The 16,501-nt window shown below is 46.7% G+C and carries 16 protein-coding genes; 12 read left to right on the top strand and 4 right to left on the bottom strand.

The window, feature by feature from the left end:
- Nucleotides 1–34 precede the first annotated feature (34 nt).
- From IAQ59_RS20010 to IAQ59_RS19995, 4 genes are read left to right on the top strand one after another with little or no spacing between them, the layout of a single operon-like run.
- Nucleotides 35–793: a hemerythrin domain-containing protein gene (locus tag IAQ59_RS20010; RefSeq protein ID WP_209332632.1), complete on the top strand. Its 759-nt coding sequence runs from the start codon at nucleotides 35–37 to the stop codon at nucleotides 791–793.
- Nucleotides 793–1,206 carry a Holliday junction resolvase RuvX gene (gene ruvX, locus IAQ59_RS20005; protein WP_209332631.1) on the top strand — a complete coding sequence of 138 codons (414 nt, stop codon included), beginning with the start codon at nucleotides 793–795 and terminating at the stop codon, nucleotides 1,204–1,206. Before IAQ59_RS20010 ends, ruvX begins: the two co-directional genes overlap by 1 nt.
- On the top strand, nucleotides 1,203–1,754 hold the full coding sequence (def, locus tag IAQ59_RS20000) for a peptide deformylase (RefSeq protein WP_209332630.1): 552 nt from the start codon (nucleotides 1,203–1,205) through the stop codon (nucleotides 1,752–1,754). The genes ruvX and def overlap by 4 nt, the downstream gene beginning before the upstream one ends.
- A gap of 54 nt (nucleotides 1,755–1,808) precedes the next feature.
- Entirely contained in the window at nucleotides 1,809–2,603 is a 795-nt protein-coding gene (locus IAQ59_RS19995; RefSeq protein WP_209332629.1) for an amidohydrolase, read from the top strand.
- A gap of 5 nt (nucleotides 2,604–2,608) precedes the next feature.
- Here the strand turns inward: IAQ59_RS19995 and IAQ59_RS19990 are convergent, their stop codons facing one another.
- Complete coding sequence (locus IAQ59_RS19990) at nucleotides 2,609–4,720, bottom strand: T9SS type A sorting domain-containing protein (protein WP_209332628.1); 2,112 nt, start codon at nucleotides 4,718–4,720, stop codon at nucleotides 2,609–2,611.
- Nucleotides 4,721–4,848: 128 nt separating this feature from the next.
- On the opposite strand from IAQ59_RS19990, the gene IAQ59_RS19985 reads away from it, so the two are divergent.
- A complete protein-coding gene (locus IAQ59_RS19985) occupies nucleotides 4,849–6,144 on the top strand; it encodes a UDP-N-acetylmuramoyl-tripeptide--D-alanyl-D-alanine ligase (protein ID WP_209332627.1) in 1,296 nt (431 codons plus the stop codon).
- Nucleotides 6,145–6,440: 296 nt separating this feature from the next.
- Nucleotides 6,441–6,875, top strand: coding sequence for a hypothetical protein (locus IAQ59_RS19980; RefSeq protein WP_245189733.1), 435 nt, complete (start codon nucleotides 6,441–6,443; stop codon nucleotides 6,873–6,875).
- 98 nt (nucleotides 6,876–6,973) lie between these two features.
- Here IAQ59_RS19980 and IAQ59_RS19975 read toward each other — a convergent pair whose 3' ends face one another.
- The 3 genes from IAQ59_RS19975 to IAQ59_RS19965 all read right to left on the bottom strand — a co-directional run bounded on the left by IAQ59_RS19975 (nucleotide 6,974) and on the right by IAQ59_RS19965 (nucleotide 10,059).
- On the bottom strand, nucleotides 6,974–7,930 hold the full coding sequence (locus IAQ59_RS19975) for a sugar phosphate isomerase/epimerase family protein (RefSeq protein ID WP_209332626.1): 957 nt from the start codon (nucleotides 7,928–7,930) through the stop codon (nucleotides 6,974–6,976).
- Nucleotides 7,931–8,065: 135 nt separating this feature from the next.
- Entirely contained in the window at nucleotides 8,066–8,356 is a 291-nt protein-coding gene (locus tag IAQ59_RS19970; RefSeq protein WP_342450732.1) for a hypothetical protein, read from the bottom strand.
- Nucleotides 8,353–10,059: a DNA polymerase/3'-5' exonuclease PolX gene (locus tag IAQ59_RS19965; RefSeq protein ID WP_209332625.1), complete on the bottom strand. Its 1,707-nt coding sequence runs from the start codon at nucleotides 10,057–10,059 to the stop codon at nucleotides 8,353–8,355. Before IAQ59_RS19965 ends, IAQ59_RS19970 begins: the two co-directional genes overlap by 4 nt.
- A 146-nt stretch (nucleotides 10,060–10,205) precedes the next feature.
- Between IAQ59_RS19965 and IAQ59_RS19960 the strand changes: the two genes are divergently transcribed.
- The 6 genes from IAQ59_RS19960 to IAQ59_RS19935 all read left to right on the top strand — a co-directional run bounded on the left by IAQ59_RS19960 (nucleotide 10,206) and on the right by IAQ59_RS19935 (nucleotide 15,997).
- Nucleotides 10,206–10,616: an EVE domain-containing protein gene (locus tag IAQ59_RS19960; RefSeq protein WP_209332624.1), complete on the top strand. Its 411-nt coding sequence runs from the start codon at nucleotides 10,206–10,208 to the stop codon at nucleotides 10,614–10,616.
- Nucleotides 10,613–12,205, top strand: coding sequence for a transcriptional regulator (locus IAQ59_RS19955; protein WP_245189732.1), 1,593 nt, complete (start codon nucleotides 10,613–10,615; stop codon nucleotides 12,203–12,205). The genes IAQ59_RS19960 and IAQ59_RS19955 overlap by 4 nt, the downstream gene beginning before the upstream one ends.
- Before the next feature lie 54 nt (nucleotides 12,206–12,259).
- The gene (pyrR, locus tag IAQ59_RS19950) at nucleotides 12,260–12,811 is read left to right on the top strand and encodes a bifunctional pyr operon transcriptional regulator/uracil phosphoribosyltransferase PyrR (RefSeq protein ID WP_209332623.1); all 552 of its coding nucleotides are present in this window, start codon (nucleotides 12,260–12,262) and stop codon (nucleotides 12,809–12,811) included.
- A gap of 2 nt (nucleotides 12,812–12,813) precedes the next feature.
- A complete protein-coding gene (locus IAQ59_RS19945) occupies nucleotides 12,814–13,737 on the top strand; it encodes an aspartate carbamoyltransferase catalytic subunit (protein ID WP_209332622.1) in 924 nt (307 codons plus the stop codon).
- Nucleotides 13,738–13,846: 109 nt separating this feature from the next.
- Nucleotides 13,847–15,214, top strand: coding sequence for a cystathionine beta-synthase (locus tag IAQ59_RS19940; protein ID WP_209332621.1), 1,368 nt, complete (start codon nucleotides 13,847–13,849; stop codon nucleotides 15,212–15,214).
- 129 nt (nucleotides 15,215–15,343) lie between these two features.
- Nucleotides 15,344–15,997 (top strand): DUF2189 domain-containing protein, encoded by a 654-nt coding sequence (locus IAQ59_RS19935; protein ID WP_209332620.1) that lies wholly within the window; start codon nucleotides 15,344–15,346, stop codon nucleotides 15,995–15,997.
- Nucleotides 15,998–16,501: the final 504 nt, after the last annotated feature.

The following is a 16,501-nucleotide window of genomic DNA, read 5'->3' as shown; positions in this document are numbered from 1 at the left end:
TTTTTTGCGTCAAAAAATTTGTACTTTTGTATGAATGGGGTTATCCGGTAACATATTCAAACAGTCGATTGGAGACTTGGTACGTGAAAACCACGTTTTTGCGGCGGTGCTTCACTACTTTGGGATCAGCTTTTTTCAGTATGAGCGAAATTCCTTGGAGGAGGTTTGTTCGAAGTTTAAAGTAAACCCCTCTCAGGTAGTGGCAGAACTGGAAAGCTGGGCCTTGTCCACCGATCCAACTCCCGAGGAGCTTTATTTGCACCCCATTGAGGTGCTGGTGGGATATTTGAAGAAAAAACACCGGTATTTTATGCGCCGGGAATTGCCATTTCTTTCCAGTATGGTGTCGGGCATACAGGCAGAACCCTCTTTTGATTCCCTTCTTTCGGATCTTAGACTTATGTTTCCCCTGTTTGCAGATGATTTTATACACCACATTCACGAGGAAGAAGATACCTTGTTTGAGCGCATCCAATTTTTGCAGGAAATAGAACGTAACCGGTTGCCACTACATGAGGCAATCAAGGTATTTGAGGTGGCCTCTATTATTGAGCTTGCCGAAGAACACGAAGCCCACGACGATGAAATGGAAGGCATTCGGAAGCTTACCTCTAATTACACGCTGGAAAGGGGCGCTCCAATCGCAATCAAAGTCTTGTACTATGAGCTGCAAAAACTGGAAAGGGAGTTAATCATCCATGCCAAAATTGAAAACGACCTGCTTTTTCCCAAAGCTGTAGAATTGGAAAAAGCAGTTAAACGAACCCTCCTTCAAAAGATCAAATCCAACTGATGGGGCGCGTGATAGCCATAGATCTGGGAACCAAACGAACAGGTTTGGCAGTTACGGATCGATTGCAACTCGTTGCGAATCCCCTTGAAACGATTCCTACCCATACCTTGTTTGCGTATTTGGAGAACTACTTCCGAGTGGAGGAAGTAGATACCATCGTATTGGGATACCCTAAATCCCTTACGGGCGTCGATACCCAAATGACTCAGCAGGTGCTTCAGACCCAAAAGAGGCTAATTAAGGTATTTCCCCACAAGGAGGTGGTACTGGTGGATGAGCGCTTTACCTCGAAAATAGCCATGCAGTCCATGATCACCATGGGCAGTAAAAAGAAGGATAGAATGGAGAAAGCTGGCAACTTGGACAAAATCAGCGCAGCCATTATTTTGCAGACGTATTTAGAAAGAAAATGATATATCCGATTGTCGCGTACGGAAACCCAATCCTAAAGAAGGAGGCGGTTGATATTGTAGAAGGCGAAGATATGAAGCCTCTTATCAAAGACATGTTTTCTACCATGGAGCATGCAAACGGTGTAGGACTCGCCGCACCTCAGATAAATAAAGGCATTCGCCTGTTCGTGATCGATAGCAGCTTGATGCTGGACGAGGATTCGGAGGAAAAGGGCATTCGCCGTGCGTTCATTAACCCTATCATTCTTGACGAATACGGTGACGAGTATGTATTTGAGGAGGGGTGCCTGAGTATTCCAGAAGTTAGGGCGGAAATCATCCGCCCGGAAAAACTGACCCTCGAATACTACGATGAAAACTGGAACCTAAAGGAAGAAGAGTTTTCTGGATTAACCGCTCGGGTGATCCAGCACGAATACGACCACTTGGAGGGGATTCTATTTGTTGACTACCTAAAGGGACTGAAGAAGCGTATGGTCAAGAGTAAGCTGATCGATATCAGTAAAGGGAAGGTACCCACTGATTACCGGATGCTTTACCCTATGTGATATGGCGGATAGTCCCCGTTACTTTTTATGTGAACTTAACCACCCCACCCCCCCATGAAAGATCTAAAAGTAGCCGCCATACAGTCTGAGATATACTGGCATGACAAAGCTGCAAATCTGGCCATGTTTGAGGAGAAAATTTGGCAGATTGGCGAGGAGGTGGATCTGATCGTACTTCCCGAAATGTTTACCACCGGATTTACCACCGATGTGGACAGTATGGGCGAGCCGATGAATTTGGATGCGTGCAGGTGGCTGAGTGCTATGGCTGCACAGACCAAGGCAGTGGTAACAGGAAGTGTAATTGTACGGCAGGAGGGACGATATTTTAACCGATTACTTTGGGCTACCCCCGAAGGGGAATTGCTGCACTATGATAAACGGCACCTGTTTCGCATGGCTGGGGAGGACGGTTATTTTTCCATGGGAACCGAACAACCTGTCTTTACATTGAAAGGCTGGAAAATATTGCCTCAGATTTGTTACGATCTGCGATTTCCTGTCTGGTCTAGAAACCGCGTTAACCCCCAAGGAGTATTTGACTATGATTTGTCGTTGTATGTGGCTTCGTGGCCGGGTTCTCGGGCACAGGCCTGGGATGTGCTGCTTAAAGCCCGAGCGATCGAAAACTGGTGCTATACCTTGGGATTGAACAGGGTGGGAGTAGACGGAAATGGAATTGAGTACCTAGGGCACTCGGGGATGTACGATTTTAAAGGAAATACGCTGGGTTTTTTAGGTGCTCAAGAACAAGCGCTACTTATAACCTTGGATGCAGATTTGTTGCTGGAATACCGTAAGAAATTCCCCGCATGGAAGGATGCGGATCATTTTGAGCTAAGAGGTTAGTGCCTTTATTTTTTGATGATTAGTTTTTGGATTAGAACGCGTTGGCCCTCTGTCGTTTTGATAACGTATAGTCCTGGCATCAAGTGAGATAAGTCATAGGGTGTTTCGGCGTTAGCGCTTAGCGAAATGCCCTCAGCGACTAAGCGACCCGCAGCATCTAAAATGTCAGCCCTTGCTTCTCGGTTAGCTATTAATATAATGCGTCCTTCCGATGGGTTAGGGTACATCCGAACCTGTAGATTTTCTTCAGAGGCACCGTTTTCCTCGGATGTATCTCTGAGGTAAATCAACCCGCCAGCGCGGGTACCAAGCATCAGATCCACTTTATCTGAAAATGGATCCACGAGCGGTGTGATCCAAGTATTTCTTCCTAGTCGAGACACGCTAGTTTGGGTTTCTCCCAGCCGGATCTGAAGCTGGGTTTCGCTGGCATTTTCCATGAAATCAGCTATTATCCGTAATATTCCACGTTGGTCTACGGCAAGGAGTTTGGGTGCTGATCCTGGTACGACCGATACGGATAGTCCCCGATTTACCGGATTGTCGGTAAATCCCAAAAAGTCCCGCTCCAGCAGTTCAAACGTCAGGGAGTCTCCGATGCTTACCCGAAAAAGAACCAACTCTCCTGTTTGTCTTGCCAACAGCAGGTAGTCGGTTTCCTGATGCGAAAAGAAATAGGGTTGATCCACACCTCGAAGGACAAATCCAGGGATGGTGGTTGCTCTGAGGGCGTCCGAGTCATTTTCTGACCAGAATATTTTTTTTTCGGGAATATTGTTGACCACCTCTTCCCCAGATACGATTAACCAAACCTTACCCGAAGCCGCTCGATAGGTTTGTACGCTTAACTCCCGCAAGTTTAATTGGGATAGGTTTAGGTAGTCGTCCGATGTTTCCGTCCAGCGGCCATTTTGGAGAGAATAGCGATAGGCCTTGCCACTGATACGTCCAGCCAAAGTTTGGTTGGCTGTCACGGTTAAGTTGCCGTTTAGTCGGTTTCCTTCAAAAAAAGGCCTCGCATTTTCTCCCAAGTCTATCATATGCTCCTGTAAAAACCTGCGGGTAACCGGTGACGCAGTCTCTTCTGTCAGTGGGTATTGGTAAATACTGGAACCAAAATCAATTCCAAAGCCAGCAGAAGTCTCTGAACTGTGTGTGCTTATCAATAATTGGCCTTTAACCAAATAAGCTGCATGGAATAGGGGGAATTGGGGTAGCGTGCCCAAGTTTGGTAAATCCGTTTTGAATTCATCAAACACCGGCGCTGCGTCGGTTCCTTTATTGGGAAGAAAATAAAGGGTGCTGCACTCATCCTGTCCCAGTAAAAGATCACGGATTCCGTCACCGTCAAAATCGTGAAAAAGCATGGAGTGCCCGCCGGCATGTTCGGCCCTGGATGCTTCAGGTATCGGAGTTGCCGAACCGATGGGTTGCCCCGCACAGGTTTGCCCAAAGGAAAAATTTCCGCAACTGCAAAACTCAAACGCTCCCCAACGTACTTCAGCACCGGCAAACCCATCTATATCTGCCACTCCCTTACGTTCCATGCTGGTGTTTCGGTAAAACTCCAGGTAATCCCCCGTAGCAAAATTAAAAGTAAGGATATCCAAATCACCATCCCCGTCCAAGTCCAGTATCAGGGGAATATCAAGGCTATTTGCCGTAACATTTGATCCATTTTCCAATCGCAGGAAAGGCTGGGCTTCTTCCCATTGAATTCGGGAAGGCGTAGTGGTGTTTCTGTAGGCTTTGATGCCAAACGGAGAACCTGTAAAGAGATCCTTTCTGCCGTCTCCATCATAATCTGCCAACACCATAAAGCCGCTTATGTCTGATGGGAACGCGTATGCAAGTTCTGGTAGGTGAGTGAAAGTTCCGTTGTCCTCCCGGAACACGGACACCATGCGGGCATTGATGTCCCACACCACGTATTCTTCCTGCCCGTCGCCATTGGTGTCCAGGGTTTGGAACTGTGCAGCATTTATTCCTCCGGCAAAGGGCATGCTGTACTGCGATCCATTGGGTTCCACTTCTCCTATAGAAACCAAACGGTAGGTTTTCTGCGCTTGGCTCAGCGATGGCCACATCAAGGCAAGGAAAAAAAAGGCAGTACGCATGTCGTTTTAATTTTTAAAGTTAAACGATACTTTTTGAAAGGGGATATATTACTTTTGTTTTTATTCCCTAGGCGGTGATTCACGGTTTTTGGGGTTTTTGACACGATCAAACCAGTCTGGAATAGGCTATGGAGATAGAGCAACTTTACCAAGCATTCCTCGCTTCCACGGGTGTATGCACCGACACACGAAAGATTGCACAGGGGAATCTGTTCTTTGCCCTAAAGGGGCCCAATTTTAACGCAAATACCTTTTCCGGCCAGGCCCTAAAACAGGGTGCCTGCGCGGTGGTGGTGGATGATCCGACCTATACCAAGTCGCAAGATGACCGATATATCCTGGTTCCAGATGCGTTGGTTGCCTTGCAGCAACTGGCCCGTCATCATCGGGATCAGCTCAGGATGCCTGTGTTCGGCCTAACGGGCAGTAACGGAAAAACGACCACCAAAGAATTGTTGTTTGCGGTATTGAGCAGGAAATTTCGTACTCATGCTACTACTGGAAACCTTAACAACCATATCGGGGTGCCACTGACGCTCTTGGAAATCACTGCGGATACGGAATTGGCGATCATCGAGATGGGAGCGAACAAACAGGGGGATATTCAAGAGCTTTGTGCCATTGCCAACCCTACCCATGGGCTGATTACCAATATTGGAAAGGCACATTTAGAAGGTATGGGCGGTTTAGAAGGTGTATTAAAAACCAAGACCGAATTATTTCAGCATTTGAGGGTGTCTGGTGGCCGGGTATTTATCAATACCGGGCAAGAGGTTTTTACCAATATGATACGCAGGTTTAAGGATCCGGTTCTTTTCCCTGAAAAGGGATCTTCCTGCGAGGTGGGTTTTGTTTCAGCAGATCCATTTGTGTGTTTTCAGGTAGAGGGTTCGTCCCAGGTTTTTCAATCCCAGCTCATCGGTAAGTATAATTTTGACAATATCGCAGCCGCGATTGCTGTAGGGAAATTTTTTGGAGTGCCACCTTTGGAAGCAGCAGCGGCAGCGGCTGCCTACCGACCTGCCAACATGCGTTCTCAGCTTATCGAAAAGAGAAGCAACCTTATTCTTTTAGATGCCTATAATGCCAATCCATCCAGTATGGAGGCTGCTCTTTTGGCCTTTGATCGAATGGAGGGGAAGCGGCACAAGATGGTTATTGTAGGCGATATGCTTGAATTGGGAGAACATACGGAGGAGGAACACAGGCGGTTGGGAGAATTGCTGGCTGCAATGTCTGTGGATAAGGTCTGCCTCAGTGGCACCTTGGTGCAACATGCCCTTGGTAAAGCGCCTAAAGCACTTTATTTTCCCGATCCTTTTTCGCTGCGCAACTGGCTGGCGGATTCCAAACTAGAGGACTACCTAATTCTTATTAAAGGAAGCCGAGGCATGCGGCTGGAAACACTTGTAGATTTCATCTAGGGAGCCAATTTGGTCATGGTTTTGTTTTGTGCGCTTTTAGGCGATCTTCTCCTGAAACGACCTTTGGTATTCCTTTCTCAAACGGACGAGGTCCTCCTTGGGCCTGTTTTTCGTCTCTAAAATGGCATATAGCCCTCTCTCTCATTCGTGCGATAAACATATAAATTGTAAGTAATACATACATAAAATATATTAATGCATTTTTATTATAATTTTTACATATTGGTAAAACCTATGATTTTGGTCTTCGTAAACAACACTAAACCAACATTATCTAACTACCAAATAGAGAACGTATGAAGACCTTATTGAAAAATTCCATGCCCATCTTTCTTGTGCTGTTTTTTGCGGTGGGCCTCTTTGGCTTTGCCGGAAGTGCGATTGTCATCAATCCCGAAAATCTCTTGCTCCCGGTTGAAAAGCAAGGCAAGTATGCCAAGCTGGATGTCAGCTCGCTGCCCATGGATCAGCCGGTGACCATTCGTGTGAGAGATGATGCAGAGCGGTTGGTGGACGAGTTTAAGGTAACTAACCGTGGGCAGCAGCACGTGTTGGTTGACTTTAACCGGTTAAAGCCCGGGATTTACTCCCTGAATATCCTTCGCGGGGAAAACGATGTGGTGCGTAAAATCCTGAACATCCACTGGAACCAAGTGTTGGTAGACAACGTGATCGTGATGAAGAGAGATAGCGGCCACGAAAGCCGATGGCCATTGTACATGGTTCGGTAGGGCGTCTGATAGGTTGCCTTCTACAAGAATAAAAGGACATGCAGGCTGATGCCACATGTCCTTTTTTGATTTCAAGGGATCGATTCACCCACCAAGCATTAAGCGGTCATGAGTTGGTCATAAGCGACTACGTCCTTGGCTATGGTTGCCAAAATCTGTTTTGGTTCCATGGTTGGATCCCTGCGCCCGTGTTCTGCCCCTCCTAGGTCGTATTCTGCGTGTATGATTTTTGGCATGTACGGATCCTTAAAGCGGGGATGGTCTAGGAGTAGCCGAAAGTTTACATTCCCCTCGCCAAAAAGGACATTAACAGGTACATCTCCTTTGCCGCGCGGGTTTTTGCCCCAGACAAAATCTTTCAGGTCAAAACTCCGAATCTGATCCGAGACGAGGTGAAAAACGTTTTCATAGGATTGATAGCCCTCCACGGTGGCGTGCCGGAGGTCAAACTGAATGCCGATGTGGTCGGGGTTGATGCCGTCCAGCAGGTAGTAGATTTCCCAAACCGATCCGCCAATTCGGCTTCCTGCATGGTTTTGATAGTGGCCGCATACTCCATAGCGGGCATGCAGTTCTGCTACCTGTTTCATTTGGCTGTTCAGGGATTTTAGCTCTTCCACGATATTTTTTGACGTGAAGGGCATCCACCCCATCCGGTAATTTTTGATGCCCTCTCCGGACAATATTTTAATGAATTCCTCCCATTCGGGTCTCTTGGCAAGGGTCATTTCAGTAGTTAGGACCGGTGTTTCCAAACCCAGATTGGCGCAGTCCCGCACCACGGCCGGGAGCTTGCTTTTCATCTCGTCTATGTCAAAAAAGCCGTTTGAGCGCACGGGAAGATCCACACCGGTAAAGCCTAAATCTTTGGTGGCTCGGGGTACGTCGGTCAGTGGAAGCCATTGCAGGGCTTTGGTAAAAAAATAAAGGGGTCTTGGTCCTACCTTGAATGGGTGGGTAGTTGTGGTCGGAGCTGCATGAGAGAGGATTTCTATGCCGCTTATTCCCAGGGCAGTGAGTGCGGTAAGTTGTTTAAGGCTGGCTCTTCGATTCATCGTTGGGTTTATTTGCTATGTAATAAAGCTACTAAATATACATTAGATAGTTGGCATAATAAACGTCTCTTTTTCGATAGGTTTACCCCAAGGCCCTTGGCTTCCAAACCGATTGTTGCATATCAGTAGACGCGCTTAAACTAAGATAAAGAAGAGCAGCGCAACCGCCAACACCAAGGTCATCTGTTTTGCTTTTTGTTGCAATTCCGGGGCAATCTTTCGCTGCCGAATCACCAATACTGCCAGGCTCATTGCTAACAACTGCAAAGCAATGCCCAGTCCACTTAGCCATCCGCCGAAGTTGCCAATGGCCACAGGGACCTGCATCAGCACCAAAGGCAACAGCGCGAGGGTAATCCCCAGTAAACCAAATGCAAACGAGCGATCCAGTAATTTTTTATCTGATAGGTCTGTCCATTTCATCATCTGCTGGCTTCTTGGCGTTTTTGTTGAAAATAGGTATCTAAATCCGATACTCCCAGCGTGTTGAGTGTCATTTCCCGGGTAAGTCCTCCTTTTCGGCCCACGATCACGCCATATCGCATATCGGCAAACCCGTCCGTCTCGTGTGCGTCTGGGTTGATGGACAGTTTGACTCCCTGACTGATGGCGTAATGCACCCAGCGCCAGTCGAGGTCCAACCTCCATGGGTTGGCGTTGATTTCGATGACTACGCCGTGCTCGGCGCAGGCATCGATGATGGCTTTGTGGTCAATGGGGTATCCTTGCCGTCGAAGTAGCAGTCTCCCAGTGGGGTGTCCCAAAATGGTGGTATATGGGTTTTGAATGGCTTTCAACAGTCTGGCAGTGGCTTTTGCCTGGTCCATACTTAAGCTGGAATGCACCGAAGCCACCACATAGTCAAAGGATTTCAGTACTTCGTCCGGATAATCTAGGCTGCCATCCATCAGGATGTCACTTTCTATGCCTTTAAAAATCTTGAATGGAGCCAATTCCGCATTTAGTTGGTCGATTTCTTCCTGCTGTTTGGCTACCCGTTCGGCGTTGAGGCCATTGGCATAGAATGCCGATTGGCTATGGTCTGCCATGCCGAGGTAGTCGAAACCTTGGGCCATGCAGTAGGTGGCCATTTCCCGTAGGCTATGTTTTCCGTCGCTGTAGGTAGAGTGATTGTGTAAGGGTCCCTTGATATCTTGATATTCCAAAAGCCGAGGGAAGGGGCCATCCTTGGCCAGCTCAATTTCGAAAAACCCCTCCCGCAGCTCTTCGGGTATATACCTCAATCCAGCGGCTTGGTAGGCCTCTTCTTCAGAGGAAAAGGACTGGCTTAGGAAGACGTCAGCGAGGGTTTGGGAGTCGTTTGCGGGTGCCAGCAAATGAGCACGGGCGGCTTTTCGGATCAGTTTTTCATGTATGAATTTTTCGGGCCGTACCAATAGCAGGTCACAGCGTAGTCCATGTTTTTCCAAAAATCCGCCCCATCGATAGGGACTGCTCAGATTGATCGCCTGTTCCAGTCCGCTTAGCTGCGCCAATTTGGACATGGCATCCTTGGGGTCTGTGGTCGGTATCAAAAATTCGAGCAGCGAGATGATTTCCAGTTTACGGCTGTATTCACCGACCACGGCGACCTTCCCAGTTCCGAAGAGGTTGGCAAGTTCTTGGGAAAGCTTTTCCACGTCTGCTTCGATATCCGCATACAGGCATTTCCCCCGGTTGCTGTCCTGGTATTCCAGCGACTCAATGATGGATTGTTGGGTTTTTTCTCCGAAGCCTTTAAGTTTGGCCACCTGACCGGACTGGCAGGCTTCCATAAGCTCATGGGTGGAGGTAATGTCCAGTTCCTGCCAGAGGGTTTTGATTTTTTTAGGGCCCAGTCCTTTGATGGATAGTATTTCTAGGACACCTTCGGGCGTTTTTTCGAGCAATTGCTCCAGCAGCTTGTGTGTACCACTGGCTATGATCTCTAAAATTACTTCAGCAATGCTTTTTCCAATACCGTTGATCTCCTGAAGTTCTGCTTGGGATTTGCCTTGCAGGGAGGGGGATTCCCTATCTAGGGTATTCACGGCTGACTGGAAACTTCGGATTTTAAAGGGGTTTTCTTCATGGAGTTCCATGAGTTGAATCGTCAGTTTCAGTGTTTTGGTGATTTGCTTGTTATCCAAGGTATTTTCTTTTCTTTACGTTTCTACACAAATGTCCATAATATTTGTTTCAAAATAAAATCATTCCCCTTATCTTAAGCAGGTAAAGCCAGAGCGCCCTTGCCGAAGAGGAGCCTGTTAATTTCCGAAAGTAAAACATAAAGTGCATGAATTATTGGTTAGTTAAGACGGAACCCGAAAGCTACTCCTTGGGCGATTTGGAGCGCAAGGGTGAAGATTGTTGGGATGGTGTCCGAAATCATCAAGCACGAAATTTCATGGCAAAAATGAATCCAGGAGACTTGGTTTTCGTGTACCATAGTGGAAAACAAAAAGCGTTGGTAGGAATGGCCAAGGTGATTAGTGAGCCTTACTCCGACCCAAAGGCTGAAGAAGGCGAAAAATGGCTAGCAGTAGATCTGCGATTTGAGACAAACCTGCCCAAGCACGTGGGCCTTGCGGCAATCAAAGCAGCTGACTCGCTCCAAGACCTGTTACTGATCCGGCAGTCAAGGCTATCAGTAATGCCCATAACGTCATCAGAGGCGGAGACGCTGCTTAAAATGGCTAACTCATGAATGTAATCAATAGGATATTTCTTCTTTTAGTTCTTAGTTTCGCCTCAGCGCAGATGATGGGTCAAGTACAGTTTACCCATCGGTTGGAGGTTCCTACCAGTTGGCAGGACGATGATTTTATCGTCTTACCCAAGGCAAACGGAATGGTGGCGTTTAGAGTGATCTCTGAAAGACCGGTGGGACGAAAGAATGTGTTTCAGTACGTTGTGTCAGACCACGAACTTTCCTCCTCAGAGCCTTTCACGTTTCCTGTCAATGACCTGTCGGATCTTGTGGGATTTGACTTGGATGGTGAGCTGCTTTATGTGTTCTTTCAAAAGGGCCCAGCCTACAACAACGAACGCTTTATCTATGAGATAAATCTACAAACGGCCAATGTGAGAGAGGTGGCACTTACCTCGATTCTGAATTTAGACCTACAGGATTTTTTGGTTTTTAACCAAAAGGCTGTCTTTATGGGGAATTTTGAATACCGTCCCGTGATTCAGATTTTTGACTTGACTACCTCGGACGTCATTACCGTGCCGGGAGTGTTCGAAAAAGACGCCAATATCCTCCAGCTTCGGAAAGATCCAGAGCTGAATATTTTTGACGTGCTTATGAGCCGCAGGGACTATTACAAAAAGAAGATTGTCACGATACTCACCTATGATACTAGCGGCGAAAAGCTTCGAGAGGTGAAAATAGACGAGCTCAAAGACCCGTCGATGGAGATTGTGGAGGGGTTGCTTACCTCTTCTTTCGATTACAAACAGGCCTTGATCGGTCCTTATGGCCTTCGTCGAAGAGAAGCTTACCAAGGAATTTATTTTACCAAAATCAATGAATTTGGGGAATATGAAAATCGGTATTACACCATTGCTGATTTTGAGAATTTCTATAATTATCTACCGGAAAAAATGCGCGAAAGGCGGGTGAGGGCCTTGGAGCGTAACATGGACAGAGGCAAAAATACACCTATAAGAAACGTATTGGTAACAAGAGAAGTGACCGATCTGGGGGGTGCGTACTTGGTTTACAACGACCTCTTTATTTCCTCTTCCTCCCGGTATATGCCCCGGGATGGCATGTATGCGAACAGTTTCTATCGAATGAATCCCATGATGGGCGGCCTAAATACTTTCGCAAATCCCCTATGGATGGATCCTCGATGGAGGACGAGTCAGGTAGTGCAGCAGTATAAGTTTTTGGCTTCGCAGTTTATCATCCTAGAGGGAGATGGAACGATCTTATGGGACAATATGCTGCCGCTTAATAACGTAACTCGTTCCAACCCGGCAAAGTTTGGAGAGGTAAGCTTCGATGGGAGTAACCTTTTTTACATGTACTTGGACGAGCAGCAGTTGATGCTCAGTCAATTTCGAAATGGGGAGTTGGTTCGGGAACACGAACCCTTCGAAATCGAGCTGGTCAACGAAAATGAGCGTATTCGGGATACACGTGAAAACAGCCTTCAGCTAATTTGGTGGTACGATAATTATTACCTGCTAAGCGGCAAGCAGCGCGTTCGATTTCAAAACAAGGAAGGCAAAGAAGAAATTAGAGAAGTGAATTTCTTCACCAAGGTGAAAGTGGAGGATTTAATCTGAAAAGCCCCCAAGTAAGGAAATAAATTTTAATATATTTGTGGTCAAATTTTGGCTATGCAGAAACGACTTGTCCTTGATCAGACCCAAATTAACATCACCATCAGTAGATTTTGTTATCAGTTGATAGAAAATCACGATGATTTTGAAAATACGGTGTTATTAGGCTTGCAGCCAAGGGGTTCGCTGGTTTTGGATCGAATCATGAACAGGATGAAGGAAATCTCAGCAGCTACCATTCCCTTTGGTTTCTTGGATGCTACCTTTCACCGAGATGATTTTCGGCGGAGAGATCTACCCCTGCGGGCTAATGAGACTCGGATCGATTTTTTGATCGAAAACAAGAAGGTAGTGTTAGTGGACGACGTGCTTTACAAGGGACGTTCGGTGAGGGCGGCAATGGATGCTATGATAGCTTTTGGACGGCCGCAAAAGGTTGAGCTAATGGTGCTGATTGACCGGAAGTATACCCGTGATTTCCCTATCAAGCCGGATTACTACGGACGGCAGGTGAATACCTTGGAAAGTCAATACGTGAGTGTGGAATGGAGGAGCCAAGGTTTTGAAGAAGATGCAATTTGGATCACCGAAAAAGCACCGAAGAAATAAACATGCAAACACTCAGCACGAAACACCTACTGGGCATAAAAAACATTACGGAATCCGATATCCAGTTGATTTTTGAGACGGCGGATAATTTCAAGGATGTATTGAACCGACCCATTAAGAAGGTGCCTTCGCTCAGGGACATTACCATTGCCAATGTGTTTTTCGAAAACTCCACCCGTACCAAGCTTTCTTTTGAACTTGCGGAGAAGCGGCTTTCGGCCGATGTGATCAATTTTGCGTCCAGCAGCTCTTCGGTAAAGAAGGGTGAAACGCTGATAGATACCGTAAATAACATCTTGGCCATGAAGGTGGATATGGTGGTGATGCGGCACAGCAGTCCGGGTGCCCCCCACTTTTTATCCAGAAACATCCAAGCAAATATCATCAACGCCGGAGATGGTACCCATGAACACCCCACACAGGCATTGCTCGATGCGTTTTCGATCCGCGAAAAACTGGGTGATGTGGCGGGTAAGAAGGTGGCCATCATCGGAGATATTCTGCATTCCAGAGTGGCCCTGTCCAATATCTTCTGCCTTCAGAAGCTAGGTGCGGAAGTCATGGTCTGTGGTCCGATCACCCTGTTGCCCAAGCACATCGAAAGCTTGGGTGTAAAGGTAGAACTGGATGTAAAAAAGGCACTCGAGTGGTGCGATGTAGCCAATGTGCTACGGATTCAGCTCGAACGTCAGCAGATCAAATACTTTCCTTCCCTACGGGAGTATTCAATCTACTACGGTATCAATAAGAAGCTGCTGAGCCAAATAGACCGGGAGATTGTGATCATGCACCCCGGCCCCATCAATCGCGGTGTAGAACTTAACTCAGATGTGGCTGATTCTGAGCATTCCATTATTCTTCAGCAGGTCGAAAACGGTGTTGCCATACGGATGGCGGTCCTTTATTTGTTGGCTGGCGTGAAGTAGTCGTCGTCCAGTTGCCGAAGGCACTACGCCGATTTCCCCTTTTTCACTTAACTGAGACAGCTACTATTCCGTTGAATATTTTTGTAACTTGCCATCTAACCCTAAGCCGATGATATACGACTCAATCATAGATACCATAGGAAATACGCCTATCGTGCGTCTTAACAAGCTCAATGCGGGGATAGCGGGAGAGGTTGTCGTAAAAGTGGAATATTTCAATCCAGGGAATTCCATGAAGGACCGGATGGCAATCAAAATGGTAGAAGACGCCGAAAAGGAGGGGATTCTCCGGCCTGGAGGAACCATCATAGAAGGGACCAGCGGAAACACCGGCATGGGATTGGCCTTAGCGGCGATCGCCAAAGGGTACAAATGTATTTTTACCATGGCGGACAAACAGTCTAAGGAAAAAATTGACATCCTGAAAGCCGTGGGAGCGGAGGTGGTAGTATGTCCTACCAACGTGTCTCCGGAGGATCCCAGGTCCTATTACTCTGTGGCCAAGAAGCTAAACGCGGATATCCCAAATTCCTTTTACCCCAATCAGTACGATAACCTATCCAACTGGAAGGCTCATTATGAAACCACTGGCCCGGAAATCTGGAAGGATACAGCGGGTAAGATTACCCATTTTGCGGCTGGAGTAGGTACGGGGGGGTCTATGTCAGGGACTGCCAAATACCTCAAAGAGCAAAACCCTAATGTGGTTTCGGTGGGAATAGACACGTATGGATCGGTATTCAAGAAATACAAAGAGACCGGTGTTTTTGACGAAGACGAAATCTATCCCTACCTGACCGAAGGGATAGGGGAGGATATCCTGCCCAAAAACGTCGACTTTTCCCTCATAGACCTTTTTGTGAAGGTGACCGATAAGGATGCCGCAGTAATGACCCGGAGGTTGGCAAGGGAAGAGGGCCTGTTTGTGGGTTGGTCCTGCGGATCGGCTGTGCACGGAGCGTTGGAATACGCAAAGGATAACCTGAGGGAGGGGGATTTGATGGTAGTGTTGCTGCCTGACCATGGGACACGGTACTTAGGAAAAATATACAATGACGATTGGATGCGGAACCACGGATTTTTGGAGGACAAAAGCTTTACGACCGCCAGAGATATCATCAAGGGTAGGCCAAGGTCTTACGAACTGGTTGTGGTGGGAAAGGAGGCTAGGATCAAAGATGCCATCTCCCAAATGAACCAAACCAGTGTGTCCCAGATTCCCGTTATGGATGACGGCCAAGTGATAGGCTCTATCACTGATTCCAAGTTGCTGAGCAAAATTATCGATAATCCGGGGCTGAAAGACGCATCTGTCCATGAGGTCATGGAGCCCCCAATGAAATTTGTAGCCATGGACAGTACCTTGGATGTGCTTTCCAGTATGGTAGACAAAGAAAAGGCTGTCCTAGTGCGCGACGAACAGCACCAAATACATATTATTACCAAGCATGACCTGTTGGCTGCAATCACAGGATAATGGTCGGTTGTAATCAATTCTAAACCAATCAAAGGGTATTCTGCTTAATAAGAATATCTCACTGAACGAAAAAAATAACGCACCCGCCTGCACTTCGCAGACTTGGGTTTATCAGTTTTTTTTATAAGAATGAGTCACCAAAAATTAGATCAACTGATTGAAAGAGGCTACGATTTCGATATTCGGGAGGCCTTTGAGCATGCGTGGACGATGTTTAAGAAATACCCAGCTTATTGTGCAGGTTTCTCTTTTTTCGTCATCTCGGTACAGCTGCTTTTTGTGCTTTACTTCCCGGACTACGCCTTGATTTTTGGCGTTTTCTTAGCTGCCCCGCTGACGGCCGGCTATTTCCTGGCGGCGAATAAGATCACCCAAGGACAACTACTCCTATATCCTGATTTTTTCAAAGGCTTTCAGTATTATGTAGCCTTGGTATTGGTTAACTTGGTCGGGCAGGTACTTACCACCCTGGGCTTGTTTGCGCTGGTGCTACCAGGGGTTTACCTGTTGGTTGCTTACCTGTTTTCATCGCTGATGGTCCTGTTTGGGGGTTTTGAGTTTTGGCCTGCGTTGGAGTACAGCCGTAAACTGATACAGGTAAAATGGTTTAAGTTTTTCCTTTTCGGCTTAGTGGCTGTTTTACTGAATATTGCAGGGGCGATGTTGTTCTTGGTTGGACTTGCCATCACCATGCCAGTAACGTATTTTGCCATCTACTACCTCTTTGAGCAGATCACGCGGGACGTTTTTGTGGAGGACATAGAGGAAGTAAAAGTCGGATAGACTATCCTTACTTCATATGGTCATTTCTTGGTAGAAACAACCATAAAGAAAAGATGGGAAAGCTCCAAAGGGCTCACCATCGTTGAATTTTGTGATATCCTTAGATCAAATTATTCTGATCATTTTTCATTTCAGGTGAGATTATGTTTTCAAAAAAATATCGTTCAATCCCAGTTTGTCTTGGCTTATTGTTGCTTAAATAATGCACGGCGCTTGTGGTGCCTAGCCACCTATATGGTAATTTGTGGTTATTTCGGTAAGATAAAAAATTACGTCTGTCGAGCGGAAACTAATTTAGGGTTGTTTCTGTTTTAAATTTCCGGAATAAATCGTTATTTCAATACATAGGATTGGATAGGTTTACGGGGTAGTGCCGTCTCGAAAATGTTTCTCCTAAATAATTCTCCTGACTATCAGCCTAAACCAACTAACGTCTAAAAATATCCTTATCTACCCCTTGGAAGTTCCGGATAAATGGTGACCTTTGCAATCCCAAACGGGGGA

It is taken from the genome of Lunatimonas salinarum (genome assembly GCF_017811155.1).
In the GTDB taxonomy this organism is placed as follows: domain Bacteria; phylum Bacteroidota; class Bacteroidia; order Cytophagales; family Cyclobacteriaceae; genus Lunatimonas; species Lunatimonas salinarum.
The sequence above is the reverse complement of the archived record's forward strand: the minus strand, read 5'-3'. Positions and strand labels throughout refer to the sequence as shown.